The 25,683-nt window shown below is 68.9% G+C and carries 17 protein-coding genes and 1 tRNA gene; 12 read left to right on the top strand and 6 right to left on the bottom strand.

Annotated features, from left to right (window positions below):
• The first annotated feature begins 431 nt into the window (after window positions 1–431).
• The 3 genes from FHT38_RS15875 (at window position 432) to FHT38_RS15865 (ending at window position 8,665) form a co-directional block, all read left to right on the top strand.
• On the top strand, window positions 432–6,008 hold the full coding sequence (locus FHT38_RS15875) for an alpha-2-macroglobulin (protein WP_183492338.1): 5,577 nt from the start codon (window positions 432–434) through the stop codon (window positions 6,006–6,008).
• The gene (gene pbpC / locus FHT38_RS15870) at window positions 6,005–8,233 is read left to right on the top strand and encodes a penicillin-binding protein 1C (RefSeq protein WP_255488708.1); all 2,229 of its coding nucleotides are present in this window, start codon (window positions 6,005–6,007) and stop codon (window positions 8,231–8,233) included. The genes FHT38_RS15875 and pbpC overlap by 4 nt, the downstream gene beginning before the upstream one ends.
• 126 nt (window positions 8,234–8,359) lie before the next feature.
• On the top strand, window positions 8,360–8,665 hold the full coding sequence (locus FHT38_RS15865; RefSeq protein WP_091734163.1) for a hypothetical protein: 306 nt from the start codon (window positions 8,360–8,362) through the stop codon (window positions 8,663–8,665).
• 65 nt (window positions 8,666–8,730) lie between these two features.
• On the opposite strand, the gene FHT38_RS15860 is transcribed toward FHT38_RS15865, so the two are convergent.
• Window positions 8,731–9,306, bottom strand: a complete 576-nt coding sequence (locus FHT38_RS15860; RefSeq protein WP_183492337.1) for a GNAT family N-acetyltransferase — start codon at window positions 9,304–9,306, stop codon at window positions 8,731–8,733.
• 185 nt (window positions 9,307–9,491) lie between these two features.
• Here FHT38_RS15860 and FHT38_RS15855 point away from each other — a divergent pair, with 185 nt between their 5' ends.
• A complete protein-coding gene (locus FHT38_RS15855; RefSeq protein ID WP_254783604.1) occupies window positions 9,492–10,157 on the top strand; it encodes an SET domain-containing protein in 666 nt (221 codons plus the stop codon).
• 146 nt (window positions 10,158–10,303) lie between these two features.
• Here the strand turns inward: FHT38_RS15855 and FHT38_RS15850 are convergent, their stop codons facing one another.
• Entirely contained in the window at window positions 10,304–11,053 is a 750-nt protein-coding gene (locus tag FHT38_RS15850) for a UPF0149 family protein (RefSeq protein ID WP_091734157.1), read from the bottom strand.
• A 123-nt stretch (window positions 11,054–11,176) separates the two neighbouring features.
• On the bottom strand, window positions 11,177–13,804 hold the full coding sequence (gene alaS, locus FHT38_RS15845) for an alanine--tRNA ligase (RefSeq protein ID WP_183492336.1): 2,628 nt from the start codon (window positions 13,802–13,804) through the stop codon (window positions 11,177–11,179).
• A 243-nt stretch (window positions 13,805–14,047) separates the two neighbouring features.
• Here alaS and FHT38_RS15840 point away from each other — a divergent pair, with 243 nt between their 5' ends.
• On the top strand, window positions 14,048–15,526 hold the full coding sequence (locus tag FHT38_RS15840) for an NAD-dependent succinate-semialdehyde dehydrogenase (RefSeq protein ID WP_183492522.1): 1,479 nt from the start codon (window positions 14,048–14,050) through the stop codon (window positions 15,524–15,526).
• Window positions 15,527–15,614: 88 nt separating this feature from the next.
• On the opposite strand, the gene FHT38_RS15835 is transcribed toward FHT38_RS15840, so the two are convergent.
• Window positions 15,615–17,294 carry a chitinase gene (locus FHT38_RS15835; RefSeq protein WP_183492335.1) on the bottom strand — a complete coding sequence of 560 codons (1,680 nt, stop codon included), beginning with the start codon at window positions 17,292–17,294 and terminating at the stop codon, window positions 15,615–15,617.
• A 146-nt stretch (window positions 17,295–17,440) separates the two neighbouring features.
• Window positions 17,441–18,340 carry a LysR substrate-binding domain-containing protein gene (locus FHT38_RS15830; protein WP_183492334.1) on the bottom strand — a complete coding sequence of 300 codons (900 nt, stop codon included), beginning with the start codon at window positions 18,338–18,340 and terminating at the stop codon, window positions 17,441–17,443.
• 168 nt (window positions 18,341–18,508) lie between these two features.
• On the opposite strand from FHT38_RS15830, the gene FHT38_RS15825 reads away from it, so the two are divergent.
• The 7 genes from FHT38_RS15825 to FHT38_RS15795 all read left to right on the top strand — a co-directional run bounded on the left by FHT38_RS15825 (window position 18,509) and on the right by FHT38_RS15795 (window position 24,581).
• The gene (locus FHT38_RS15825) at window positions 18,509–19,717 is read left to right on the top strand and encodes an MFS transporter (RefSeq protein ID WP_183492333.1); all 1,209 of its coding nucleotides are present in this window, start codon (window positions 18,509–18,511) and stop codon (window positions 19,715–19,717) included.
• A gap of 60 nt (window positions 19,718–19,777) precedes the next feature.
• Window positions 19,778–20,593 carry a 2,5-didehydrogluconate reductase DkgB gene (gene dkgB / locus FHT38_RS15820; protein ID WP_183492332.1) on the top strand — a complete coding sequence of 272 codons (816 nt, stop codon included), beginning with the start codon at window positions 19,778–19,780 and terminating at the stop codon, window positions 20,591–20,593.
• Between the two features lie 104 nt (window positions 20,594–20,697).
• Window positions 20,698–21,273 carry a TetR/AcrR family transcriptional regulator gene (locus FHT38_RS15815; RefSeq protein WP_091734146.1) on the top strand — a complete coding sequence of 192 codons (576 nt, stop codon included), beginning with the start codon at window positions 20,698–20,700 and terminating at the stop codon, window positions 21,271–21,273.
• A gap of 73 nt (window positions 21,274–21,346) precedes the next feature.
• Window positions 21,347–22,084, top strand: coding sequence for an SDR family NAD(P)-dependent oxidoreductase (locus FHT38_RS15810; RefSeq protein ID WP_183492331.1), 738 nt, complete (start codon window positions 21,347–21,349; stop codon window positions 22,082–22,084).
• Between the two features lie 47 nt (window positions 22,085–22,131).
• Window positions 22,132–22,206, top strand: a tRNA-Gly gene (locus tag FHT38_RS15805).
• Between the two features lie 224 nt (window positions 22,207–22,430).
• On the top strand, window positions 22,431–23,633 hold the full coding sequence (locus FHT38_RS15800; RefSeq protein ID WP_183492330.1) for an MFS transporter: 1,203 nt from the start codon (window positions 22,431–22,433) through the stop codon (window positions 23,631–23,633).
• Between the two features lie 30 nt (window positions 23,634–23,663).
• Window positions 23,664–24,581, top strand: coding sequence for an aspartyl/asparaginyl beta-hydroxylase domain-containing protein (locus tag FHT38_RS15795; RefSeq protein WP_183492329.1), 918 nt, complete (start codon window positions 23,664–23,666; stop codon window positions 24,579–24,581).
• Window positions 24,582–24,647: 66 nt separating this feature from the next.
• On the opposite strand, the gene FHT38_RS15790 is transcribed toward FHT38_RS15795, so the two are convergent.
• Window positions 24,648–25,511, bottom strand: a complete 864-nt coding sequence (locus FHT38_RS15790) for a dioxygenase (RefSeq protein WP_183492328.1) — start codon at window positions 25,509–25,511, stop codon at window positions 24,648–24,650.
• Window positions 25,512–25,683: the final 172 nt, after the last annotated feature.

Genomic DNA, 25,683 nt, shown 5'->3' with positions numbered 1-25,683 from the left:
GCGCCGATGATAGTGCGGATTCCCGTGTGAAAGTAGGTCATCGTCAGGCTAATATCCGGCAAACCCCTCGATTGGAAACAGTCGAGGGGTTTTGCATTTGGGATGCCGCTCTCCCGCATCTCTCCGATCGTCAATGATGCGCTGAACACGCAGCCGACTTTCGGGGGATGCGATGGCCCCTTTTGTGGGGCTGTGTTTTCAGTCTTGCGCGAAATAGACTGCTTGCTCGTCCGGGATTCCGAGGAGCGAGTGTGTATCGAGCACGAAAGACAGCGAGCTTTTTGCAGCTGGCGCTACTGGCATTTTTTTCGATCGGCAGGTCCTGTAACGCAGCCGAAATTGCGTCCGTTTCTCCTCAAGGAGAAATCGCTACGGTTCAGAACGTTGTCGTTCGTTTCAAGGCTGAGGTCGCACGTATCGGAGATCCCCGGTTGCCTAGCCCTGTCGAGCTGCGGTGCGACGGCATCGACGTCGCAGGCACAGGTCGATGGACTAACGAGCGCGAGTGGATCTTCGACTTCTCCCGTCCATTGCCCGCCGGCGCGAAGTGCGTTGTCACCGCGCGCGCCGATTTCCGTCCCACCGCGCGCGGTGCGACACCGGGCTGGTCCGGCGCTCAACGGTTCATGTTTCAGCTGAGTGCGCCAACCGTGCGGCAGGTGAGGCCATGGGAAGGCGGGCGCATCGAGGAGGATCAGCGTTTCCTGCTTCAACTGTCCGGAACACCGCGCTTGGACACGGTCGCGCCCAACATGTGGTGCGAATCGAAGTCACTTGGTGAGCGCATTCCCGTGGAGCTGCGGCCAAATGCGGAGCGCGATGCAGCACTTCGAGCCGTCGGGCAGCGGCATACCGATAGCGAAACTTGGATTCTCGTTGCGTGCAAACGCCCGCTGCCAGCAGGCGCGGATGCCAGTGTCGTTTGGGGGCCTGGGATTACGGGCGCGTCCAACGCGGCGGTGCGTACACGTGGGGAGCGCCGGTTTCACTTCTCCGTGCGTCCTCCTTTGACGGCGGACTTCTCTTGTGAACGTGAGCGCGCGAATGCGCCGTGCCTACCGGTGCGTCCCCTGTCGGTGTCCTTCTCTGAGCCGATCGTCAGAGAGCAAGCGCTCAAGGTGAGGCTGAAGGGCCCCAACGGCGTCAGCCTGTCGCCGATTCTGCCGGCAGACCAGGATCAGGATTCGCCGACCGCGTTGTCCTCGCTGCGCTTTCCTGCACCGCTGGCCGAACAGCAGGACTATGTGTTGGAGCTCCCTCCTGGAGTCAAGGACGAGAGTGGCCGAGCGCTCTCGAATGCTGCAAGCTTTCCAATGAAGATCCGGACCGCCGCGGCGCCTCCCTTGGCCAAGTTCGCCGCGGCACCTTTTGGCATCGTCGAGTGGGAATCCAAGGGCCCCAGCCTCGTGCCCTTGAGCATGCGGCACGTGCAAACGGATCTGCAGCCGCGCTCTGGTGGGCATCTGCGCATCAAGCGCATCAGCGACGACGTCGACATCCTTCGTTGGTACGGTCGGCTCCACAAGCAAAACGAATGGGAAGACCGCAAGTCCGAATGGTTGAAGGGCGCGGCGGATCTGCAGTCGATGACAGTACCGCCGCCGAATCCGGACAAGGCGATCGACGTGATCGGCATTCCGCTGTCGCAACCGGGCTATCACGTGCTCGAGCTGAAGTCGCCGAAGCTCGGACAATCGCTGCTCGACCCCGTCCAGCCGATGTTCGTCCGGACCGGAACCCTGGTCACCAATCTCGGCCTGCACTTCAAGCTGGGAAAAGACGACAGCCTCGTGTGGGTGACCTCGCTCGATGGCGGTCGCCCGGTCGAATCGGCGCAGGTGTCGGTGTATGACTGTCGGGGCAAGTCCCTGTGGACGGGGCGGACCGACGCGCGAGGACTTGCGAGCATCGATCGCCCCAACCTCGATGCAGATCGAGGGCGTGGCGAGTGCATTGCCGAGTCGGGGCTCTTCATCACGGCGCGGCTTGACCGGCCTGGCAAAGCTCAGGACATGGCCTTCATGTTCAGCGGCTGGAGTCGTGGCATCGAGCCGTGGCGTTTCAACGTGCCCGTCGCCTGGGGCTCTGAACGCGCCGCACGGGCGCACACGGTGACCGATCGGCCTCTCCTGCGGGCCGGTGAGACGGTCTCCATGAAGCATTTCTTCCGTCTGGAGACGGTCCAGGGGCTCTCCGACCCTTCTGCGGATCAACTGCCAAACAGGCTGAGGATCCAGTTCGAAGGGACGGGCGAAGATGTCGCCTCGCTGGACCTGCGCTGGGAGGGGGCACGCTACGCCGTGAGTTCCTGGAAGGTCCCCGCGGACGCGAAGCTGGGACGCTATCGCTTCGTGATGGAGCGCAGCGGCGAAACGTCGGGACCGCGGAGTTGGGACAGCGGCGGCGTGAAGGTGGAAGAGTTCCGCGTGCCGCTGGTCGATGCGCGACTGATTCCACCGAAGTCTCCTGCCCCCGGTGCGCAGGAACAATCCTGGGCGGCGCAATTGAACTTCATGGCCGGTGGTCCGATGGCCAAGGCGGCGACCGAGGTGAGTGCGCTGTTGCAGGCTCGGTGGGCCCAGTTTCCAGGATTCGAGGACTTCGTGTTCGATCCTCCCTCCGCGCAGGGGCCGGACAGCGGGAGCGAAAGCGACCCGGGTGATGACGAAGCTCCAGGCGGTCCGGCCGGCGCGAGCCGGTTGCTGCTCGACAAGCTCGCCTTGCAGACCGACGCGAAAGGCGGGATCCAGTTCAAGGTGCCGCTGAAGGGCACCGTGGACCGGCCATCCGAGCTGCGCGTGGAGCTGAGCTACCGGGATCCCGATGGCCAGACGCACACGCGCGCGGCTTCGCAGGTCGTGTGGCCGGCGAACGTGGTCGTGGGCCTGCGCGCACCGAGCTGGATCGCCAACGGGCAGCCCTTACAGATTCAGGCGGTGGCGCTGGACACGAACGGCAAGCCGCTCGCCAATCAGAAGATCAGCGTGGGCGCGCGTCAGATCCAGACGCTGAGCACGCGCAAGCGCCTGGTGGGGGGCTTCTACGCCTACGAGCATCAGCGCCAGCTGAAGGACCTGGGAGAGCTCTGCAGCGGCAAGACCGACGCCATGGGACTGATGCGCTGCGAAATTAAGCTGAACCAAGGTGGGCAGGTCGAACTGCTCGGTTCGGCGACGGACGAGGGTGGCCGCACGGCGCGCGCCGCTCGCTCGTTGTGGGTGACGCGAGCCGGCGAATTGTGGTTCGCCCAGGACAACGACGACCGCATCGACGTGATCCCGGAACGCCGTCGCTATGAACCGGGCGAGACGGCCCGCTTCCAGGTGCGCATGCCTTACCGGGAGGCGACCGCGCTGATCACGGTCGAACGCGAAGGAGTGCTCCACAGCGAGGTACGGCGGCTCTCGGGGCGTGATCCCTGGCTGGATTTGAAGATCGACCGCAATTGGACGCCGAACGCCTACGTCGGCGTGATGATCCTTCGGGGGCGTTTGCGTGACGTGCCCTGGTATTCGTTCTTCTCCTGGGGATGGCGCGAGCCGGTCAACTGGTGGCGTGAGTGGCGGGCCTCCGGCGATTACCAGCCGCCCACGGCCATGGTCGACCTGTCCAAACCCTCCTTCAAGTTCGGCATGGCGGCGATCGAGATCGGGCAGGCCAGGCATCGCCTGCAGGTCGAGGTGGTGCCTCAGCAACCCCAGTACGGGGTTCGCCAGAGTGCGCAGGTGAAGCTTCGGGTCACGCAGGATGGCAAGCCGGTCCCCGACGCGCAGATCGCTTTCGCCGCAGTCGACGAAGGCCTGCTGGCCTTGGCACCGAACCCGAGCTGGAAGCTGCTGGAAGGCATGATCCAGAGCCGCGCCTGGGGAGTGACGACAGCGACCGCGCACAGCGAGATCATCGGTCGGCGCCATTACGGGCGGAAAGCGGTGGCGGCCGGTGGCGGCGGCGGCTTCGCCACGCGGGAACTCTTCGACACGCTGTTGGCCTGGCAGCCGGTGGTCAAGCTGAACGCGCAGGGCGAGGCCCTCGTGCAGGTGACGCTGAACGACTCGCTGACGCGCTTTCGGCTGGTTGCCGTCGCGGACGCGCCCGGGCAGCGCTTCGGCACGGGGGAGGGCAGCATCAATGTGAGCCAGGACCTCCAGTTGCTCTCCGGCCTGCCGCCGCTCGTGCGCGAAGGCGATCGCGTCCAGGCCATGGTCACGGTGCGCAACGCGACGCAGCGCGCGATGGACTTGCGCGTGAGTCTCAAGGGTCAGGCCAGCCTGGAGGCCGGGGAGCAACCGGTGCCGACGGAAGCACGCCTCGTGAAGTTGGCGGCGGGTGCTGCGCAGGAAGTGGGTTGGGACATCGTGATCCCCGAAGGCGCGCAGCGCATCGTCTGGGAAGCGCAAGCCGAGGAACAGGGCGGCACGCGAGCCAAGGACGCCATGCGGACGACGCAAGCCGTCCAGACGGCGGTGCCTTTGCGGGTGCTCCAGGCGACACTGCGTCAACTCGATGGGCCGCTCAGCCTTCCCGTCGCCGCTCCGGTAGACGCCTTGCCAGCGCAGGGCGTCAAACGTGGCGGACTGCAGATCGGGCTCCAGCCTCGGCTGTCGAGCGCGCTGCCCGGCGTCAGGCGCTACTTCGAACAATACCCGTTCACCTGCCTTGAGCAGCAGAGTTCGCGATTCATCGCCTTGCACGACGACGCGGCATGGGCTGGGCTGATGGGACAGCTGTCCAGCTACCAGGACAGCGATGGGCTCTTCTCCTACTTTCCGCTGTCGCGCCATCTCACCCAGGGGAGCGACGTCCTGACGGCCCATCTGCTGTCCGCCGCGCAGGAGTCGGGACGCGCCCTGCCTACGACCCAGCTCACCAAGGCCCTCGACGGCCTGGCCGCTTTCGTGGAGGGGCGCATCGAGCGTCGGCATTGGTCGCCTCGGCCCGACGAGGAGCCGCGGCGCATTGCCGCCCTGGCCGCGCTGGCGCGCCACGACAAGGCGACGGTGCGTCAGCTGGGGACGGTGGACGGCCGCAACCTGCCGAACTGGCCCACCAGCGCCGTCATCGATTGGTTGGTGCTGCATCAGCGGATGGCCTCGGCGCCGGACCGCGCTGCCCAGATCGCCGCGGCGCAGAACCAGTTGCGAAGCCGCTTGGGCTTCGCGGGAACCACGCTGCGTTTCGTCAACGAAGAGGGCGACGCCTGGTGGCTGATGGGCAGCGGTGACGCCACGGCGGCGCGCGCGATCCTTGCGCTGGTCGACGACCCGGCATGGAAGGAGGACCTGCCGAGGCTGGTCGTGGGCACGCTCGCTCGTCAGGAACGAGGGGCCTGGTTCAATACGACCGCGAACCTCTGGGGCGCCCTCGCATTGGAGAAATTCTCCGCTCGCTTCGAATCGCAGGCGATCAAGGGTCGAACCGAGGCCAAGCTCGCCACCGCTTCCGCGACGCTGGACTGGACAGGCAAGCCCGGTGGCGGCGAACTGCGTCTGCCCTGGCCCGCTTCGGGCGAGGCCACCTTGTCGGTCCAGCAGTCGGGCGAAGGCAAGCCCTGGGCCACGATCCAGGCCTTGTCGGCCGTTCCGTTGAAGGCTCCGCTGAACTCGGGATACACCGTGAAGCGGACCGTCACGGCGGTGTCTCAGAAGGCGGCGCCGCGTTGGTCGCGTGGCGACGTGATGCGAGTGCGGCTCGAGGTCGAGGCGGCGGCCGACATGTCCTGGGTGGTGCTGAGCGATCCGTTGCCGACCGGCGCTGCCGTTGTCGAGGGCTCGATCGACAGCCAGGGAGAACGCGCCGAGGGTGAGGCCTGGCCCGATTTCATCGAGCGCAGCTTCACCGCCTGGCGAGCCTACTTCGGCTATCTGCCGCGCGGTCGACATGTGCTGACCTACACGGTGCGTCTGAACAACGCCGGGCGCTTCCAAATGCCGACCACACGCGCCGAAGCGATGTACTCGCCCGACCGGTTCGGCGAATTGCCGAACGCCACCTTGGAGGTGGCGCCTTGAACGGGGCCGGCGACTGCTCGCGCGCCCGCTTCGCACAAGCGGCGAAGCGTGGCGCCGTGTTTGTCGCCGGCTTGGTGGGGCTGTTGGGGGGCGCCTGTGCCCAGACGCTGCCCACTTTTGCGCAGACGCGCGCCTCGCATCCGGTGTCGGACTTCCAGTTGCTGGACCGACGCGGCGAGGTCCTGCAGACGGTCCGCTTGGATCCGAAACGCCGCGTCCTCGCCTGGGTGCCGGTCGAGCACATGTCGCCGTCGCTGTTGCGGGCCATGCTGTTGTCCGAGGATCAGCGCTTTTACGAGCACAGCGGGGTCGACTGGTCGGCAGTCGCCTCCAGCGCCTGGGCGAACCTATGGAACACGCGTACGCGTGGGGCCTCGACGGTGACGATGCAACTCGCGGGTCTGCTCGACGAGGACCTGGCGCACCGGGGGGGGCGCAGTTTCCGGCAGAAGCTGGGGCAGGCGTGGGTGGCCAGTCGCCTGGAGACCCAGTGGACCAAGGCGCAGATCCTCGAGGCCTATCTGAACCGCGTGCCCTTGCGCGGCGAACTGGTCGGGGTGCCGGCCGCCGCGCAGGCGCTTTTCGGCAAGCGGGCGAGCGGACTCGACGCCCGGGAGTCAGCGATGCTCGCCGCGATGCTGCGCGGGCCGAACTCGCCGGTGGAGACGATCAGCGCACGGGCTTGCGGCGTGCTGCGGGCGATGCGCCAGAGTTGCGATGGCCTCGTGGACGAAGTGGGGGCGGTCCTGCGTCGCAAAGTGCTGACGGTGGCCGACGCACCGCAGTGGGCGCCGCATTTCGCCCGTCTCGCGCTCCAGCCGGGCGGACCCGCGGCGCAGCGCAGCACGCTGGACGCCACCTGGCAGCGGGTCGCCGTCCAGTCGCTGCGGCGGCATCTGGCGGAACTGTCCGGTCGGCAGGTCGAGGATGGCGCGGTCCTCGTGCTCGACAACGCCAGCGGCGAAGTCCGGGTCTGGGTCGGCTCCAGCGGCAGCCAGTTGTCGGAGTCGGCGCAGGTGGATCATGTGCTGGCCCGGCGGCAGCCCGGCTCGACGCTCAAGCCCTTCCTCTATGAACTGGCGATCGAGCGCCGCCTGATCACTGCGGCGAGCCTGCTGGACGACTCACCGGCCCAGATCCCGACGGCGGCTGGACTCTATCTGCCGCAGAACTACGACAAGCAGTACCGCGGCTGGGTCAGCGCGCGGGCTTCGCTGGGCAGCAGCCTCAACGTCCCGGCGGTGCGGCTGTCGCTGATGCTCACGCCGGAGGCGGTTTTCGAACGTCTCAACGCCCTCGGGCTGCGCTTGCCCGAGACGGGCGGCTTTTACGGTCCCTCGCTGGCCTTGGGCAGCGCGGACGTCACCTTGCTGGGGCTGACCAACGCCTACAGAGCTCTGGCCAACGGCGGCAGGTATGCCGACGCGGCGCTGCCGGGCGGGCAGCGGGCGGCGGGCGCCAAGCGCGCGTCGTCCCGTCAGGTCGCGGACCCCAAGGCCAGCTTCATCGTCGGCGACGTGCTGGCGGACAACAACGCGCGGGCGCTCACCTTCGGCCTGTCCAGCGCGCTGGCCTTGCCGTTCCCGGCGTCGGTCAAGACGGGTACCAGCAAGGACATGCGGGACAACTGGTGCGTCGGCTGGACCAGCCGCTACACCGTGGGCGTGTGGGTCGGCAACTCCAGCGGGGAGGCGATGCAGGAGGTTTCCGGTGTGAGCGGCGCGGCGCCGGTCTGGCGCGAGGTGATGCTGGCCTTGCACGCGGGACGGTTGCCCGAGTCGGTCGATCCCCCCCGCGGGGTGGTCGCTCGGCAGACGCGATTCGACAGCGCGCAGGAGCCGCCGCGACGGGAGTGGTTCATCGCCGGGACCGAACAGGCGGTGATCCAGCCCGCCGGCACGGCCGTCGCGCTCAGCAATCCCGCCGACGGAGCAATCTACGCCCTGGATCCGGACATCCCGCCAGCGGCGCAGCGACTTCGTTTCACCCATGACGGGCGGCTCGAACGCGGCGCGACGGCCAGATGGCGCCTCGATGGTCGCGTCATCGGCCAAGGGGCAACGCTGGACTGGCTGCCGATGCCGGGACGTCATGAACTCGCGCTGCTGGACAACCGCGGGCATGTGCTGCAGCAGGTCCGGTTCGAGGTGCGCGGTGCGGGGCTGCGAGCACCCACGCGCCGCGGGGCGCCGCAGGCCGGGGCCGGCGCCTCCTCGCCGGGGTGAACCCATCCCGCCTGACCGCAAGTCAGCCGCTCCAGGGCGCAATTCGTCGCCAGCCTCTGGCGGCGAGGGGGCTGACTTTCGATACTCCACCATCGACGCCAAGATCCAGATTCGCACGGGGAGACCATGCAGAGCCGACAACGACAAGCGCAGACCGCCCACCGGCATCCTCTGGCCCTGCTGGGGGCCGCCCTGCTGGGCGTTGCCTTGCTCCTGCCCGCCGCCCCGGCGCAGGCCAGCGAGGTCGTCAAGCTGGCTCGCCTGCTGATCACCGGCAAGCGGCAGCCCAGCCGTCCGCCAGCCCCCCAGCCTGCGGTTCCCGACCGCAGCACCGACAGCTCCTCCCAACCGCAAGGCCGCGCCTCCGACGGTGACTTGCATGCGCAAACCCAGCGGCGCAGCGCCGAAGGCGCGCTCGTCTCGATGGACTGATCACACGGGGAGCGCGCCCGGAGCCGGCCCCGGGCAAGCGGCGCCGCATGGCGCCGCGCCTGACTTCACTCCGGCGAGCGTTCGATCACCGGCGGCCGCGGATGCAGGCGCGCCATCGTGAACGCATCGACGTAGCGACCCTCGCGAAGCGCGAAACCGCGTAGACGCCCCTCGTGCTCGAAGCCGAAGCGCTCGTACAACCGGATCGCCCGCAGGTTGTCGACGAAGACGGTCAACTCGATGCGTTGCAAGCCCAGCCAGTCGTCCGCGTGACGCACCAGCGCGTCCATCAGCGCCGAGCCGACGCCGAGGCCGTGCGCTTCCGGATGCACGCCGATGCCGAGCATCATCGCGTGACGACGGCGGGCCTGCGGACCGACCGGATGCAAGCCGGCGGACCCCACCAGGCGGTCGCCATCGAAGGCCAGCAGCACCAGTTCGCCGCTGCTGGTGTCGGGCGCCTTGCCGAATCGCTCCTGCCACTGCAGTTCCGAGGGGTAAGGCGTCTGCAGCAACCAGGGTTGCACGCCGGCATGGCCCATCAGCTCGGCATGGGCGCGAGCGTCCTCGACGCGCGGGCGCCTCAGCGTCAGGCCGTCGGCGATCCTGAGGTCGCGGGGGGAAGGGGGCGGGATCTGCATCGGGGTCTCCTGGTGGGGTGAAGGACCGAGGGCGGAAAGCGACAAGGCCCGCGGGTAACGCGGGCCTTGTCGGGGGGAGTCGGGGATCCTGGGGGTGGACGTCGAGGTCCGGATCCGTGGGGAGGGTCTACCGCGATCGACGCTGCCCCGGCTGGCGTGCGCACAGGTGCGCATGCATCAGGCACATGCAGCACGGCTGGACGACGAAGACGGTGCGGTTCGCGAGGGACATGCGGGCCAGTATCTTGGACGTGCGTCGCGGCCGTCAACCGCGAACTTCCGGCGGCGCCCGGCGGCGAGTGGCAACGGCGCGACAATGCGCCTTTCCCGATTCTCCGCGGCCAGGACCGCGCCTCGTCTTCATGCCTCGACTGAGTTCCGTCGCTCCCGTCCCCGCCGCTGCCGTTGCCACCGAGGCACCGGCGCGTCGCAAGGGCGAGCCGCAGCCGGCCGAGCGCTTTGCGCTCACCGTGGACAAGAGCCCGATCGATGGCCTGGGCGTGTTCGCCGCCGAGCCGATCCCGGCGCGACTCAAGATCGGCGAGATGCGCGGCGAAATCGTGCCGGTGCGCGAGGCCCGCCGGCGCATCGAGGGTCGACGCCGCATCCACGTCGTCGAGGTGACCGACAAGACGGCGATCGACGCAACGAAGTCCGACTGCGCGCTGCGCCACGTCAATCACAGCTGTGCGCCCAACGCGGTGCTGCGCATCCGGCAGGGACGGGCCGAGTTCTACGCGATCCGCGACATCGCGCCCGGCGAGGAGATCTGCGCCGATTACGGCGAGAGCCATCACGAGGGGCGATTGCGTTGCCGCTGCGGCGCGCCGAATTGCAAGGGCCGGCTCTGACGCTGAAGGCGCGCCGGGCCCTGGGAAGGACGAACCGCGCGGGCAGGCCGAGGTCGAACCAGGCCGTCGAGGCCCCTCCGCCGGCACCATGAACAACGCCGGCGCGAGGCCGGCGTTCGGTGGTCGGTGTGATGTCCGTGTGAGGCTCAGTGCGTCGAGTCGTCGCCCGCCAGGCCGGAGATCGCATCCTTCAGCACCCGTTGCTGCATCCAGAACAGGCGCAGGTCCTGCACGGTGAAGAGCATGTCGTCGATCAGCGCGTTCTGGTCGATGCCGTCCGGTTCTTCATAGGCCTTCTCGATGTAGGCGGCGCGCGGCGTCGAGTCCGCCGCCAGCGTCACCGCCTCGACCGCCTCCAGCATCAGCCGCAGGTCGTCGGCGCCGTCGCCGTCGGGCAGCGTCCAGGCGTGCGTGTCCTCGACCGCCTGCAGGAAGCCCTGGGCCCACATCGCGCCGGGCGCGGGCATGCGCTCCAGCAGTTCGGCGGTGATCGCGCCTTGCGCGACCAACTCGGCCTTGGTTTCCTCATCGAATTCGGAAATCAGCGGCGTCAGGTGCATCTGCTCCGGCGCCTCCAGCAGCGGCTGCGGCTCGAGGCTGTCGCCGATCTCGTTCCAACGCACGTGCAGCGCTTCCATGAACGCGTCGGTCAGGTCCTCCTCGTCCAGGCCGGCGGGCCAGTCCTCGCCGAACAGCGCGTCCATCGCCTGGATCGGCGCGGCGTCCGAAGGGCCGACGCGCAGCGCGGTCAGGTAGCCATCCAGCGTGTCCAGCGTGATCGCCGGGGCATCCGGATCAGCCTGGCCGGCCAGCACGGCCAGCAGCTCGCCGAGGCGCTGCGCGTTCTCGACGTCAATCGAGTCGCCGAACTCGTCGGCCATCGGGGTGTCAGTCATTGCTACTCCAGTTGCATGAAACGACAAGGGCCCGACCGGGGCCCTTGAAGAAGAGGGTTCGTCAGCGCGCCGGGCCGGGCGGTTCGATGACCGCCGCCACCCGGAGTCTGCGCCGCTTGTGTGTCAGACGCGTTCGCCGACCCAGGCCTGCACGCTGGCCAGCGCGGCGGGCAGACCCTTGGCATCGGTGCCACCGGCCATGGCCAGGTCCGGCTTGCCGCCGCCCTTGCCGCCGACCTGCTGGGCGACGAAGTTCACCAGCTCGCCGGCCTTGACCTTGCCGATCGAATCGGCCGTCACGCCGGCCGCCAGCTGCACCTTGTCGCCATCGACGGCGGCCAGCACGATCGCGGCGGTCTTGAGCTTGTCCTTGAGCTTGTCCATGGTCTCGCGCAGCGTCTTGGCGTCGGCGCCGACCAGCGTGGCCGCCAGCACCTTCAGGCCCTTGACGTCGACGGCCTGCGACAGCAGCTCGTCGCCCTGCGCGGAGGCCAGCTTGCTCTTGGCGGCGGCCAGTTCCTTCTCCAGCGCGCGGACCTGCTCCAGCACGGCATGCACGCGTGGCTCGAGTTCGGCCGGTGCGGCCTTGAGCGTGCCGGCCACGGCCTGCACCGTCGACTCCAGCGATTGCAGGTAGTGCAGCGCGTTGTCGCCGGTCACCGCCTCGACGCGACGGATGCCGGCAGCGACGCCGCTCTCCGCGACGATCTTGAACAGGCCGATGTCACCGGTGCGATGCACGTGGGTGCCGCCGCACAGTTCCTTCGACGAACCGATGCTCAGCACGCGCACGGTCTCGCCGTACTTCTCGCCGAACAGCATCATCGCGCCGCTCTTCTGCGCGTCGTCCAGGGCCATGACGCTGGCGTCGGTGTCGGCGTTGGCCAGGATCTCGGCATTGACGATGGCCTCGACCTTGCGGATTTCCTCGGCCGTCATCGGCGCGGTGTGGGCGAAGTCGAAGCGGGTGCGCTCGGCATTGACCAGCGAGCCCTTCTGCTGGACGTGCGCGCCCAGCACCTCGCGCAGCGCCTTGTGCATCAGGTGGGTCGCGCTGTGGTTGCGGACCGTGCGGGCACGGCGTTCGGTATCGACCTTGGCGACGAAGCTGTCGCCGACCTTGACCGAGCCCTCGACGACCTGGGCATGGTGACCGAACACGTCGGCCTGGATCTTCAGCGTGTCGTCGACGACCAGGCGGGTGCTCGCGTTGCGCAGCTCGCCAGCGTCGCCGACCTGGCCGCCGCTCTCGGCATAGAAGGGGGTGTGGTCCAGCACGACGACGACGTCGTCGCCGGCATCGGCGCTCTGCACCGCGGAGCCGTCGACGTACAGCGCGACGACCTTGGCGTCCTCGCGCGTGAGGTGCTCATAGCCGTGGAAGGTCGTGGCCGCGCCGGTGTAGGCCAGGCCCTGCGCCATCTTGAACTTGCCGGCCTGGCGGCCGCGGTCCTTCTGCTCCTCGAGCAGGCGGTTGAAGCCGGCCTCGTCGACGGTCACGCCGCGCTCGCGGCAGACGTCGGCGGTCAGGTCCACCGGGAAGCCGTAGGTGTCGTGCAGCTTGAAGGCGGTCTCGCCGTCGACCTGCTTCGCGCCGTCGGCCAGCGCCGATTCCAGCAGTTCCATGCCGGTGGCGATGGTCTTGAAGAAGCGCTCCTCTTCCTGCTTCAGCACCTCGGTGACGCGGGCCTCGTCGCGGCGCAGTTCGGGGTAGGCGTCGCCCATCTCCCTGGCCAGCGCGGCCACCAGCTTGTGGAAGAACGGGGTGCGGGCGCCCAGCTTGTAGCCGTGGCGGATCGCGCGGCGGGCGATGCGGCGCAGCACGTAGCCGCGGCCGGCGTTGCCCGGGATCACGCCGTCGACGACGGTGAAGGAGCAGGCCCGGATGTGGTCGGCGATGACCTTCAGCGACGGCGAGTCCTTGTCGCAGTCCCCCGCGCCGGCGCCGTCGACGGCCTGCTTGGCCGCGGCCAGCAGGTTGACGAACAGGTCGATCTCGTAGTTCGAGTGCACATGCTGCAGCACCGCGGCCAGGCGCTCCAGGCCCATGCCGGTGTCGACGCTGGGCTTGGGGAGCTTGTGCATCACGCCGTCTTCAGTCCGGTTGAACTGCATGAAGACGTTGTTCCAGATCTCGATGTAACGGTCGCCGTCCTCCTCGGCGGAGCCCGGGGGGCCGCCGGCCACGTCGGGGCCGTGGTCGTAGAAGATCTCGGTGCAGGGGCCGCAGGGACCGGTGTCGCCCATCATCCAGAAGTTGTCGGACATGTAGCGGCCGCCCTTGTTGTCGCCGATGCGCACGATGCGCTCGGCGGGCACGCCGACGACCTTGTTCCAGATCTCGTAGGCTTCGTCGTCCTCGGAATAGACGGTGACCCACAGCTTCTCGGCCGGCAGCTTGAAGTGTTGGGTCAGCAGTTCCCAGGCATAGGCGATCGCATCCTTCTTGAAGTAGTCGCCGAAGCTGAAGTTGCCCAGCATCTCGAAGAAGGTGTGGTGGCGCGCGGTGTAGCCGACGTTGTCCAGGTCGTTGTGCTTGCCGCCGGCGCGGATGCACTTCTGCGCGGTCGTGGCACGGGTGTAGGCGCGCTTGTCGAAGCCCAGGAACACGTCCTTGAACTGGTTCATGCCCGCGTTGGTGAACAGCAGCGTCGGGTCGTCGCCGGGCACGACCGGGCTCGACGCGACGATCTGGTGGCCCTTGGATTCGAAGAACTTCAGGAAGGTGTTGCGGATCTCAGCGGCTTTCATGCCTGTCCTTTGCTTGATGGGCCTGGCGATGCGGTGTGGCGCAGACGTCGCTGCGACATGAATCAGTTTGTGTCTTCGCGGGTGCGCGGTTTGCCGGAGAACGGGGCCAAACGCTTGATTTCGCGAAGCTTTCGATTATAGGGAGCCGAGCCCGTTGACGCGGCGTTGACATGGCGGCCGGGATGGCGCGGCTAGGATGCCGGCCTTCCCCGGACAGAGACACGGAGCACGGACATGGCGACGATGGACCCCAAGACCTCCCCGCTGGCACAGCTCAAGGATCCGAGCCTGCTCAAGACCGACGCGCTGATCAACGGCGAATGGGTCGGCGGCGCGAGCCGCTTCGACGTCGATGATCCGGCCACCGGCGCGCTGCTGACGCATGTGGCCAACCTCGGAGCGTCGGAGGCCGACGCGGCGATCACCGCCGCGAACGCCGCCTGGCCGGCTTGGCGGTCGAAGACGGCCAAGGAGCGCGCGGCCATCCTGATGCGCTGGTACCACCTGCTGATCCAGCATGCCGACGACCTGGCGCGCATCTTGACGGCCGAGCAGGGCAAGCCGCTGGCCGAGGCGCGTGGCGAGATCGTCTACGGCGCGAGCTTCGTCGAATGGTTCGCCGAAGAGGCCAAGCGCGTGCGCGGCGAAGTGGTGCCGACCACCGACGCGTCCAAGCGCACCCTGGTCATCAAGCAGCCGGTGGGCGTGTGCGCCGCCATCACGCCGTGGAACTTCCCGCTGGCGATGATCACCCGCAAGGTCGCGCCGGCGCTGGCGGCCGGTTGCCCGGTGGTGATCAAGCCGGCCGAGCAGACGCCGTTGACCGCGCTGGCCGCGGCCGAACTGGCGCAGCGCGCCGGCATGCCGGCCGGGGTGCTGAACGTGGTCACCGGCGACGGCGAGCACTCGATCGCCATCGGCCGGGTGCTGTGCGAGAACGAGGTGGTGCGGCACCTCTCATTCACCGGCTCCACCGAGGTCGGCCGGATCCTGATGGCGCAGTGCGCACCGACGATCAAGAAGCTGTCGCTGGAGCTGGGCGGCAACGCGCCCTTCCTGGTCTTCGACGATGCGGACCTGGACAGCGCCGTCGAGGGCGCGATCGCCAGCAAGTACCGCAACGCCGGTCAGACCTGCGTCTGCGCGAACCGGCTGTACGTGCAGGCCGGGGTCTACGACGCCTTTGTCGCGAAGCTGGCGGAGAAGGTGGGTGGCCTGAAGGTGGGCAACGGCTTCGAGCCCGGCGTGACGCAGGGACCGTTGATCGAGGACGCCGCCGTCGAGAAGGTCGAACGCCATGTCGCCGACGCCGTGGCCAAGGGCGCCAAGGTGCTGGTGGGCGGCGCACGGCTGCACGACCGCTTCTTCCAGCCGACGGTGCTGTCCGAGGCGACGTCCGAGATGCTGTGCGCGCGCGAGGAGACCTTCGGGCCGGTGGCGCCGGTGTTCCGCTTCACCACCGAGGCCGAGGGCATCGCGATGGCCAACGCCACCGAGTTCGGGCTGGCGAGCTACTTCTTCAGCCGTGACATCGGCCGCATCTACCGCGTGGCGGAGGGGCTGGAATCGGGGATGGTGGGCATCAACACGGGACTGATCTCGTCGGCGGAGGTGCCGTTCGGCGGCGTCAAGCAGTCGGGGCTGGGGCGTGAGGGCGGGCACCAGGGCATCGACGAGTACGTCGAAACCAAATACCTGTGCATCGGCGACATCAATCGTTGATGTGGCCGGCGGCGCGTCGTTGCCGACGCGCCGCCGGTGCGGTCGCCGTTCCGCGATCAGCGGATCAACGGATCCGCGGACCGGCAGGTCAGCGCGAGCCGGCGCTCGTCACCGCGGGGCCGACATAGGTCCAGTACGTGTTGGCGCTGGACGTCGTCGGGAAGTACCAGTAGCGGCCGTCGGACCCCGTGGCGCGGAGCTCGTAGACCTCCATCGGCAGGCCCGGCTTGTGCGGGTTCAGGTAGCGGAAGCGGTCGCCGATCGCCGCCTTGCGATCATTGGCACCCCAGGACTGGAGCGCGGCGATCCGGCCGTTGGCGGCCAGCGCCTCGTTCTTGTCCGTGCCCAGGTAGACCCAGAAGCGGTTGTTGGTCTTGTCGGTCGGGAAGTACCAGTAGCGGCCGTCGCTGCCCAGGCCCTGCAAGCTGAAGTACTCGGTCTGGCGGGTGTAGGGATTCTGGTACTCGTAGACGGTGTCCAGCGTGCCCTTGCGGTCGTTGCTGCCCCAGGTCTGGACGCGGTCATCGACGATGGTGGCGTCGGGGAAGTGGTGCTTGACGCAGGCCACGTAGTCCCCGGCCGTCAGCGCCGAGTGCGGCGTCTGGTAGCCGACCAGCTTGCAGGCGTAGCTGCGACCTTCCGGGTTCGTGGGAACCCAGCGATAGTCCTGCTCCCAGTAGATCGGGGTGGCGCCGGCGCCGCCTTCGTCGAACTGCTTCATGCCCTTGCAGCCGAGCACTTCATCGGCGGGGACCGCCACCTTGAAGTGGGCGGCGAACGCGCGGTAGTAGCTGATCCGGTTCAGCGATTGCGCCACCTCCACCGAGCCGCCGCATTCGACGCCGCCGTTGATGATCTGCGTGGTCACGCCGAAGCCGGGCTTGAGGCCGTTCTCCAGGTCGCGCGCATTGGGCTGCCAGGTGCCGTCGACGACGAACAGCATCGGCGGCTTGGGCGGCTGCGGGTACATGTAGAAGAAGACCGCGCTGGCCAGGTTCAGCCAGGTGTCGGCGACCAGTTCCGGCTTGTCCAGCAGCGGGCGCACGGACCCGAACATCGCCAGCGAGAACGGGCCGTAGTTGTAGTTGTAGGACAGCTGCTTGGCGCCGCGGCCGAAGTAGCTCTTGTAGTCGCCGTTGGCGAAGGTGCCGCAGGGCCAGGTCTTGCCTTGCCAGGTGGCGGGGTTGCACTCGCCGTTGTAGCCGCCGCGCATGTCCTCGGTCCAGCCCATCTCGCGCACCCAGCGCAGGCCCTGGCGCCATTCGGGTTCGGGACGGTAGCTCTCGTGCGCCCCGGTTTCCTGCGCGAAGTGGGCGAACATCGTCGCCAGGGTCTTGCGGCAGATGGCGTCGGCATCCCGGTCGTCGGTGTAGTCGCCGCAGACCGCCGGGAACTTGCCGATCGCGCGCAGGAAGCCGCTATAGGTGTACTCGGGCGCGCGCAGCGGGAAAAGATAGTCCCAGTCGGCGCTGGACATCAGGCGCTCGACACGCCGGACATTGGCCGGGTTCGCGCTGCGATTGGGGACGATCGCTTCGACCTGCTCATTGGGCAGCGTGGCGATCGCCCGCTTGATCGCCGTCATGAGCGGGCCGTTGGTGAGGCGCGCTTCGTCGGCGAGCAAGGCCGACTGCTTCAGCACGTGGCCGCCCGTGGCGCCGTCCGCCGCGGTGGCCGGACCCGCGCCGATCAGCAGGGCGGAAGTGGCAAGGAAAGGCGGCAGGATCGACCGCGCGAGGAGAGGGAGACGGGGGAAGGAGAGCGTCATGGCTCGGCTCCGTAGTGAGGGAGCCGAGATGCTCGTGGCGCGGGCGGCCGGGCACCATTCCGCCCATCTGCGTCTGTCGGCGAGGGCTATCGCACGGAGAGGTGGGGCACTGCCTCTCCAGGGGAGGGCGGCCCGCCACGCGCGCTTCAGGCGCCCTGCAACACGGCCATGCGTTCGGCCAGGTAGTCGAGGAAGCAACTGATGCGGGAGGCCAGCGCCGTGTTGCGGTAATAGACCGCGTGCACCGGTTGGCGGGTGTCGACGGTGTGCGGCGCCAGCACCTGCACCAGCGTCCCGCCGGCGCGGTCCTGCGTCGTCATGAAGTCCGAGAGCGTCACCAGCCCCTGGCCGGCGAGGGCGAGCTGGCGCAGGGTCTCGCCACTGGACGCGCTGAGCGTGGCGCTGATCGGATATCCCTCGCCGCCGGACCAGCGCAGGGGCCAGGTGTTGAGGCTCTCCGGCGCGGTGAAGCCGAGCAGCCAATGCCCGCTCAACTGCTCGACCTTGGTGGGCCGGCCGTGCGCCGCCAGATAGGCCGGACTGGCGAGCACGCGCAGCCGGAAACTGCCCAGCGGCCGCGCATGCAGCGAGGAATCCGCCAGCGTGCCGATGCGCAGCGCGACATCGGTGCGCTGCTCCAGCAGGTCGATGATCTGGTCGCTGCTGTTGAGCTCGAGCTCGATCTGCGGGAAGCGTTCGCGAAAGCCGCCAATCAGCGGCACCAGCACATGCAGCATGAAGGGCGAGGCGGCATTGATGCGCAGCCGCCCGGCCGGCTTGTCGCGGCGCAGGGCGAGCTGCTCCTCCGCCTCCTCGACCGAGGCCAGCACCTTGCGGGCGCGGGCCAGGAAGAACTGGCCCTCCTCGGTCAGCTCCAGGCGGCGCGTCGAGCGCCGCATCAGCGTCGTGCCCAGCTTCTGCTCGAGCCGGCTCAGCGCCCGGCTGACGGCCGAGACCGCCTGCCCGAGCTGCTCGGCGGCCGCGCTGATCGAGCCGGCATCCACGATGGCGGCGAGGACGGCGAGTTCGTCGAGGGTGCTCTTCATGGGCGGGCGCTCCTGTCCAAGGTCGGGCCCGAGGCCGGCCGCGCCCCGGGGATCACGGCATCATATTTGCGACCGATGCAAAAATCATTTTGATGTTCGAGGCTTTTTCTGCAATGGATGAATGCGCACACTGGCGCCCATCGTCCCCTCACCGCAGGAGTCCTCCTCATGCCGCTCGCCCTCTGGGCGCTGACTGTCAGCGCCTTCGCCATCGGGACCACGGAATTCGTCATCGTGGGCCTGATCCCGACCATGGCCGCCGACCTCGGCGTCAGCCTTCCCTCCGCGGGCCTGCTGGTCTCGCTCTACGCGCTGGGCGTGGCCATCGGCGCGCCGGTGCTCACCGCGCTGTCGGGCCGCTGGCCGCGCAAGCAGCTGCTGCTGGCGCTGATGCTGCTGTTCACCGCCGGCAACCTGCTGGCATGGCTGGCGCCCGGTTACGGCGCGCTGGTCGTCGCGCGCGTGCTGACCGGCCTGGCGCACGGCGTGTTCTTCTCGATCGGCTCGACCATCGCCACCAGCCTGGTGCCCCGTGAGAAGGCGGCCAGCGCCATCGCCACGATGTTCTCGGGATTGACCGTCGCACTGGTCACGGGCGTGCCGCTGGGCACCTTCGTCGGCCAGCATTTCGGCTGGCGCGCCACCTTCCTGGCCGTCGCCGCGCTGGGCCTGGTCGCCTTCGTCGCCAGCCTGGTCTTCGTGCCGCGTCAACTGGCCCAGCCCGCGCCGGCCCGCCTGCTGCAGCAGCTCGAGCCGCTTCGCCAGCCGCGCCTGCTGCTCGTCTATGCGATGACGGCCGTCGGCTACGGCGGTTCGTTCATCGCCTTCACCTACCTCGCGCCGATCCTGCAGCAGGTCAGCGGCATCTCGGCCAACGGTGTCAGCCTGGTGCTGCTGGTGTATGGCGTGTCGGTGGCCTTCGGCAATGTCTGGGGCGGCAGGCTCGCCGACCGGCGCGGCCCGGTGGGCGCGCTCAAGCGCATCTTCCTCGGCCTGGCCGTGGTGCTGGTCGTGCTCAGCGTCACCGCGCACTCGCCGATCGCCGCGGTGCTGACCGTGCTGGCCTGGGGCGCCTTCGCCTTCGGCAACGTGCCGGGCCTGCAGCTCTACGTCGTCCAGCAGGCCGAGGCCCATGCGCCGAAGGCGGTGGACGTCGCCTCGGGCCTGAACATCGCCGCGTTCAACCTCGGCATCGCCGGCGGCGCCTGGGGCGGTGGCCTGATCGTCGACCGGCTCGGGCTGCTGCACACGCCATGGATCGGCGCGATCGTGGTGCTCGGCGCCTTCGCGCTGACGGTGCTGGCCGGCCGCCTGGATCGCCGCTTCCCGCTGCCGCGACGCGCGCCGGGCGCCGGCCCGGTCGTCGTCGGACATTGAACGCGACCGCCCGCCGCCGGTCTTTCCCATTCCTCCCCCGATCCCCCTTCTGGAGTTCCCATGACCCCCTCCACCCACTCCATGCCCGCCCTCGGTCTCGGCACCTTCCGCCTGAAGGACCAGACCGTCATCGACGCCGTCAAGAGCGGCCTGTCGCTCGGCTACCGCCACATCGACACTGCCCAGATCTACGGCAACGAGGCCGAGGTCGGCCAGGCGATCGCCGAGAGCGGCGTGCCGCGCGCCGAGCTCTTCGTCACGACCAAGGTCTGGACCGAATCGCTGGCCGGTGACCGCCTGGTCCCGAGCCTGCGCGAGAGCCTGGCCAAGCTGCGCCTGGAGGCCGTCGACCTGACGCTGATCCATTGGCCGTCGCCCGGCGGCGCGGTGCCGCTGAAGGAGACGCTGGAAGCGCTGCTCGACGCGCGGCGCCAGGGCCTGACCCACGCGATCGGCCTGTCCAACTTCACCGTCGCGCAGATGCGCGAGGCGATCGACCTCGTCGGCGTCGCGGCGCTGGCCACCAACCAGGTCGAGTGCCATCCCTTCCTGCAGAACCGCGCGGTGGCCGATTTCGCGCGGGCGCAGGGCCTGCACTTGACGGCCTACATGCCGCTGGCCTACGGCAAGGTCATGGCCGACCCGGTGCTGCAGGACATCGCCGCCAAACACGGCACCACGCCGGCGCAGGTCTCCCTGTCCTGGCTGCTGCAGCAGGGCTTCGCGGTGATTCCGTCCTCCACCCGACCGGCCAACCAGGCGGCCAACCTGCAGGCCTTGTCGCTGCGGCTGGACGATGCCGACATGGAACGCATCGCCACCCTGGACCGCGGCGAGCGCCTGGCCAATCCGGACTTCGCGCCCACCTGGGACTGAGCGGCGCGGCAAGGTGGCGCGAATCGCGGCGGCGGACCGCGTCGCGCTTCCCGCCAATCCCCTTTATCTGGAACGGCCATTCCAGAATCGCTACAGTCCGCCGCATGGCCCGACCCAAGCAATTCGATCCCGAGCTCGCGCTGGACGCCGCGGTGGCGCTGTTCCGCGAGCATGGCTACGCGGGCACGTCCGCCGAGATGCTCACCACCGCAATGGGCATCGGCAAGCAGAGCCTCTACAACACCTATGGCGGCAAGTGGCCGCTGTACTGCGCGGCGCTGCGCCGGTATGCCGACGACGAGACCGGCGAGCACCTGCGCGAACTCAAGGCCGGCAAGACCGGACTCGATGGCCTGGAGCGGATGCTCAAGCGCGTCGCGGCGACGGCCCACCGGCCCTGCCTGGGCGTGAGCTCGGTGCAGGAGTTCGGCACCGACAGCGAAGGCAGCGCCGAACTGATCGAGGTCCGCGCGCCGGCTGGCCAGGCCTTGCAGGCGGCGCTGCTCGAGCGGGTCCGCGCGGCGCAGGCCGATGGCGAGCTGTCGGCGGCGCTCGACCCGCGCCAGGCGGTGAGTTTCCTGTTTGCTCAGATCGCGGCGCTGCGGCTGGCCGCGCGCGGCGGCGCGGGCGAAGCCGAACTGCGCGCCCTGGCGCGACTTGCCTTGCGGGCTCTGAAGTGAGTCCGTTTTTTTTGCTTGATTGTGGAACGATTGTTCCAGTAAACGATCCGAGGATCGAAGGAAGGAAGCAGCGATGACGACATCACCCCGGACGCGCCGCGTGGCGCTGGTTTTCGGCGGCTCGCGCGGGATCGGCGCGGGCATCGCGCAGCGGCTGGCCAGCGATGGCTTCGACGTCGCGCTGACCTATGTGTCGCGGCCGGACGCGGCGGAGGCGGTGGTCGCCGCGATCGAGGCCGCCGGCGGGCGAGGGCTGGCGATCGCGGCCGACAGCGCTGATCCGGCGGCGCTGCGCGCGGCGGTCGAGCGCGCGGTCGAGCGCCTGGGGCCGCTGGACGCGGCCGTGGTCAATGCCGGCGTCTTGCGCCATGGCACCGTCGACGCGGTGTCGCTGGAGGACCTGGACCTGTCGCTGAACGTCAACGTGCGGGGCGTCTTCCTCGCGATCCAGGCGGCGGTGGCGCAGATGCGCGAGGGCGGGCGCGTGATCACGATCGGGAGCAACACGGCGATCCGCACCGGGACGCCCGGCAGCAGCGTCTACGCGATGACCAAGGCGGCGGTCGCGTCGATGGCCCAGAACCTGGCGCTGGACCTGGCGCCGCGAGGCATCACGATCAACAACGTCCAGCCGGGGCCCGTGGAGACCGACATGACCGCGCCGTTCGCCGATTACCTCAAGGACAAGCTGCCGATGGGCCGCATGGGCCGGCCGGGCGAAATCGGCGCGCTGGTGTCCTTCCTCGCGGGGCCCGAGTCGGGCTACATGACCGGCACGAGCCTGACCATCGATGGGGGGTACATGCTGTGAAGCCTGGGTCGGCGCCTCGCCGGCTTGGGCCATAATCCGCTCCCACCGCGGGCGTCGTATAACGGCTATTACCTTGGCTTCCCAAGCCAATGACGAGGGTTCGACTCCCTTCGCCCGCTCCACCCACGCGCGCCGGTCGTCTCGCGGTGCTGGGTCTCCTCCCTTGGGGTTCCCCTGGTTCCCTGGCCCGCCCGGGCTATTCCCCCCCGATTTCCCCATTCCAGCGGTCGCGATGCGGCCGCTCCCCGCTTTCGGGGCGCTCTCCAGAACCCCTGCGCCGTCCCGGCGATCGATTCATGTTGCAATGCTGAACGTTTCCTGAACGTTTTCTTTCAGCCGTTCCGACATGTCCGCCGCCTCACCGATCGCCTCGCCCGAGTTTTCCGACGATCCCCTGCCCAGTGCCCATACCGGCTGGGCGCTGCTCGCGCTGGCGATCGGCGGCTTCGCGATCGGCACCGCCGAATTCGCGGCGATGAGCCTGGTGCCGTTCTTCGCGCCCGACCTGGGCATCGACATCCCCGCCGCCGGACACGTGATCAGCGCCTATGCCTTGGGCGTGGTCGTCGGCGCGCCGCTGCTGGCGGTGCTCGGCGCCAAGGTCCCGCGCCGCGCGCTGCTGATCCTGCTGATGCTGGCCTTCGCCGTCGGCAACGGGCTCAGCGCGCTGGCGCCGGGGTATCACGCGATGCTGCTGTTCCGCTTCCTGAGCGGGCTGCCGCATGGCGCCTATTTCGGCGTCGGCGCGCTGGTCGCGGCGTCGATGGTGGCGCCGCAGCGCCGCGCCCAGGCGGTGAGCCTGATGATGCTCGGCCTCACCGTGGCCACCATCGTCGGCGTGCCGCTGGCCAACGCGCTGGGGCAGTGGGCGGGCTGGCGCTGGGGCTTCGGCGTGGTGACGCTGCTGGCACTGCTGACGGCGGCCCTGGTCGCGATGCATGCGCCGAAGGACCGCGTCCAGCCCGGCGCCAGCGCGATGCGCGAGCTCGGCGCGCTCGGCCGCCGCCAGGTCTGGTTGACGCTGGGCATCGCGACGATCGGCTTCGGCGGCATGTTCGCCGTCTACACCTACCTGGGCTCGACGCTGCTTGAGGTCACCCGCGCCGGCCCCGGCCTGCTGCCAGTGGTGCTCAGCGTGTTCGGCATGGGGATGACGGCCGGCACGCTTGGCGCCGCCTGGGCCGCCGACCGCGCGCTGATGCCCACCGTCGGCGGGCTGCTGCTGTGGAGCGCCGCGTCGCTGGCCCTGTACCCCTTCGCCGCCGGCAACCTGTGGACGCTGCTGCCGGTGGTCTTCCTGATCGGTTGCGGCGGCGGGCTGGGCACGGTGCTGCAGACGCGGCTGATGGATGTCGCCGGCGATGCGCAGACGCTGGCCGCGGCGCTCAACCATTCCGCCTTCAACGCGGCCAATGCGCTGGGCCCCTGGCTGGGCGGGCTGGCGATCGCCGCGGGCCACGGCTGGACCTCCACCGGATGGGTGGGCGTCGCCCTGGCCTTCGGGGGAATGGCCTTCTGGGCGGCGTCGCTGGCGCTCGATCGCCGATAATCCGCCGCTTGTCTTCAGGAGTTCCGACACATGGCCGACTGGCTGCCGCCCACGCGTTACTGGGTGCTGGCGATCTTCATCGCCTCGGCGCTGTACGCCCATTTCCGCGGCCGCGTCCGCTTCAAGCTGGCCCGCGCGCTCACCGACTTCACCGTGCTGATCTCGCCGATCAACGCGGTCATGTACCTGTTCTCCCGCGCCCCCGCCACGCCCTACCTGAACACGGCCGAGTTCCCCGAGCTCAAGCTGCTGCGCGACAACTGGCAGGTGATCCGCGAGGAAGCCCTCAAGCTCAACGACGAGGGCTTCATCAAAGCCGCGTCCGGCTACAACGACATCGGCTTCAATTCCTTCTTCAAGACCGGCTGGAAGCGCTTCTACCTGAAGTGGTATGACCGGGACATGGCCTCGGCCAACGCGCTGTGCCCCCGCACGGTCGAGCTGCTCAAGCAGATCCCCGGCGTGAAGGCGGCGATGTTCGCGTCGCTGCCGCCGGGCGCGAAGCTGGTGCGTCACCGCGACCCCTACGCGGGCTCGCTGCGCTACCACCTGGGCCTGACTACGCCCAACGACCCGGGCTGCTACATCGAGGTCGACGGACAGCGCTACCACTGGAAGGACGGCGAGGACGTGATGTTCGACGAGACCTTCATCCACTACGCCGAGAACACCACGACGCATCAGCGCGTGATCCTGTTCTGCGACGTGGAGCGCCCGGTCCACTTCGCGCCGATCCGCTGGCTCAACCGTGCCTTCGGCAAGCTGGTGATGACCTCGGCGGCGACGCAGAACCTGGAGAGCGAGCCCATCGGCGGCCTCAACAAGTTCTTCTATCACGCGTACAAGGTGCGCCTGTTCTTCAAGGCGTTCAAGGCGAGATCCCGCCTCGGCTACTACGTCGTCAAGTGGGCGCTGATCCTCGGGATCCTCGCGGCGATCTTCCTCTGATCGCCGACGCGGTGTCCCTGATGAACAACGGCCCTGCGGGGCCGTTGTCGTTGGTGGGTCGGCGGATCAGGAGGCCGCGGCGGGCGCATCGGCATTCGCCACCGCGTCCTGGAGCGCGCCGGCCTGCGGCCCGAACGCATAGGCATCCATTCCGAGGCAGCCGAAGGTGACGCCCTCGTGGATCCGCAGCGGCGCATGGTCGCGACCGCCGGCACCGGCGGCGACATACCAGGGCAGCAGGTGCTCGTCGGTCGGGTGCATCAGCGTCGCATGGGGTGCCTGCGCCCGGTAGGCCGCGAGCGCCGGCCAGTCCCGGGCCGCCGAGCGCTCCGCGAACCAGCGCCGGAAGGCAGCCGATTCCGGCATCTCCGGCACGCCGTCGCCAGCGGCGGTCCCGGTGACCGCGGAGCGCATCAGCAGCCTCAGGTTGTGCGTGATGCTGCCGGTCCCCAGGACCAGCACCCCGTCCGCGCCCAGGCCCTGCAGTTGCTCGCCGAGCGCCATCAGCTGCGCCGGCGACGCGTGCGGCGTCAGCGTCAACGGGATCACCGGCACGTCCGCCGCGGGGATCAGGTAGCGCAGCGCGGTCCAGATGCCGTGGTCCAGGCCGCCGTGCTCGACGACGGGCAAGGCCAGCGTCTGGCCGAGCCGCTCGGCCAGCGCCGGATCGCCGGGCGCGTCATAACGCAGCGCGGACAGCGCCGGGGGGAAACCGCCGAAGTCGTAGACCGCCTCGTGCCGTGGCGCGCCGAGCAGCAGCGCCGCGCGCGCGGTGGTGTGCGCGGAGATCGCGAGCACCGCACGCGGCCGGCCCCAGCTGGCGGCGAGCGTCCGGCCAAGATGTTGCAGGAAGGCGCCGGTCTCGCCGGGTTCCAGCGCGATCATCGGCGAGCCGTGCGAGACGAACAGGGAAGGGAAGGGCAGCGTCATGGGCTCATTGAACGCCCGCCGCCCGGCCGCATCGTCAAAACCGGTTGCACGGACTGTTCAAGCCGATTGCATGGCCGTCTCCCCGCGGCAGCAGGCGGGCATGCGGTTCGCTACAGTCCGCGCATGAGCGCGCACCCGTCTTCCCCTTCCGCCGACCCAACCGGCCCCGCTG

It is taken from the genome of Mitsuaria sp. BK041, from assembly GCF_014193085.1.
In the GTDB taxonomy this organism is placed as follows: domain Bacteria; phylum Pseudomonadota; class Gammaproteobacteria; order Burkholderiales; family Burkholderiaceae_C; genus Roseateles.
Note: the sequence above shows the minus strand (reverse complement) of the source record. Positions and strands in the feature narration are given on the sequence as shown.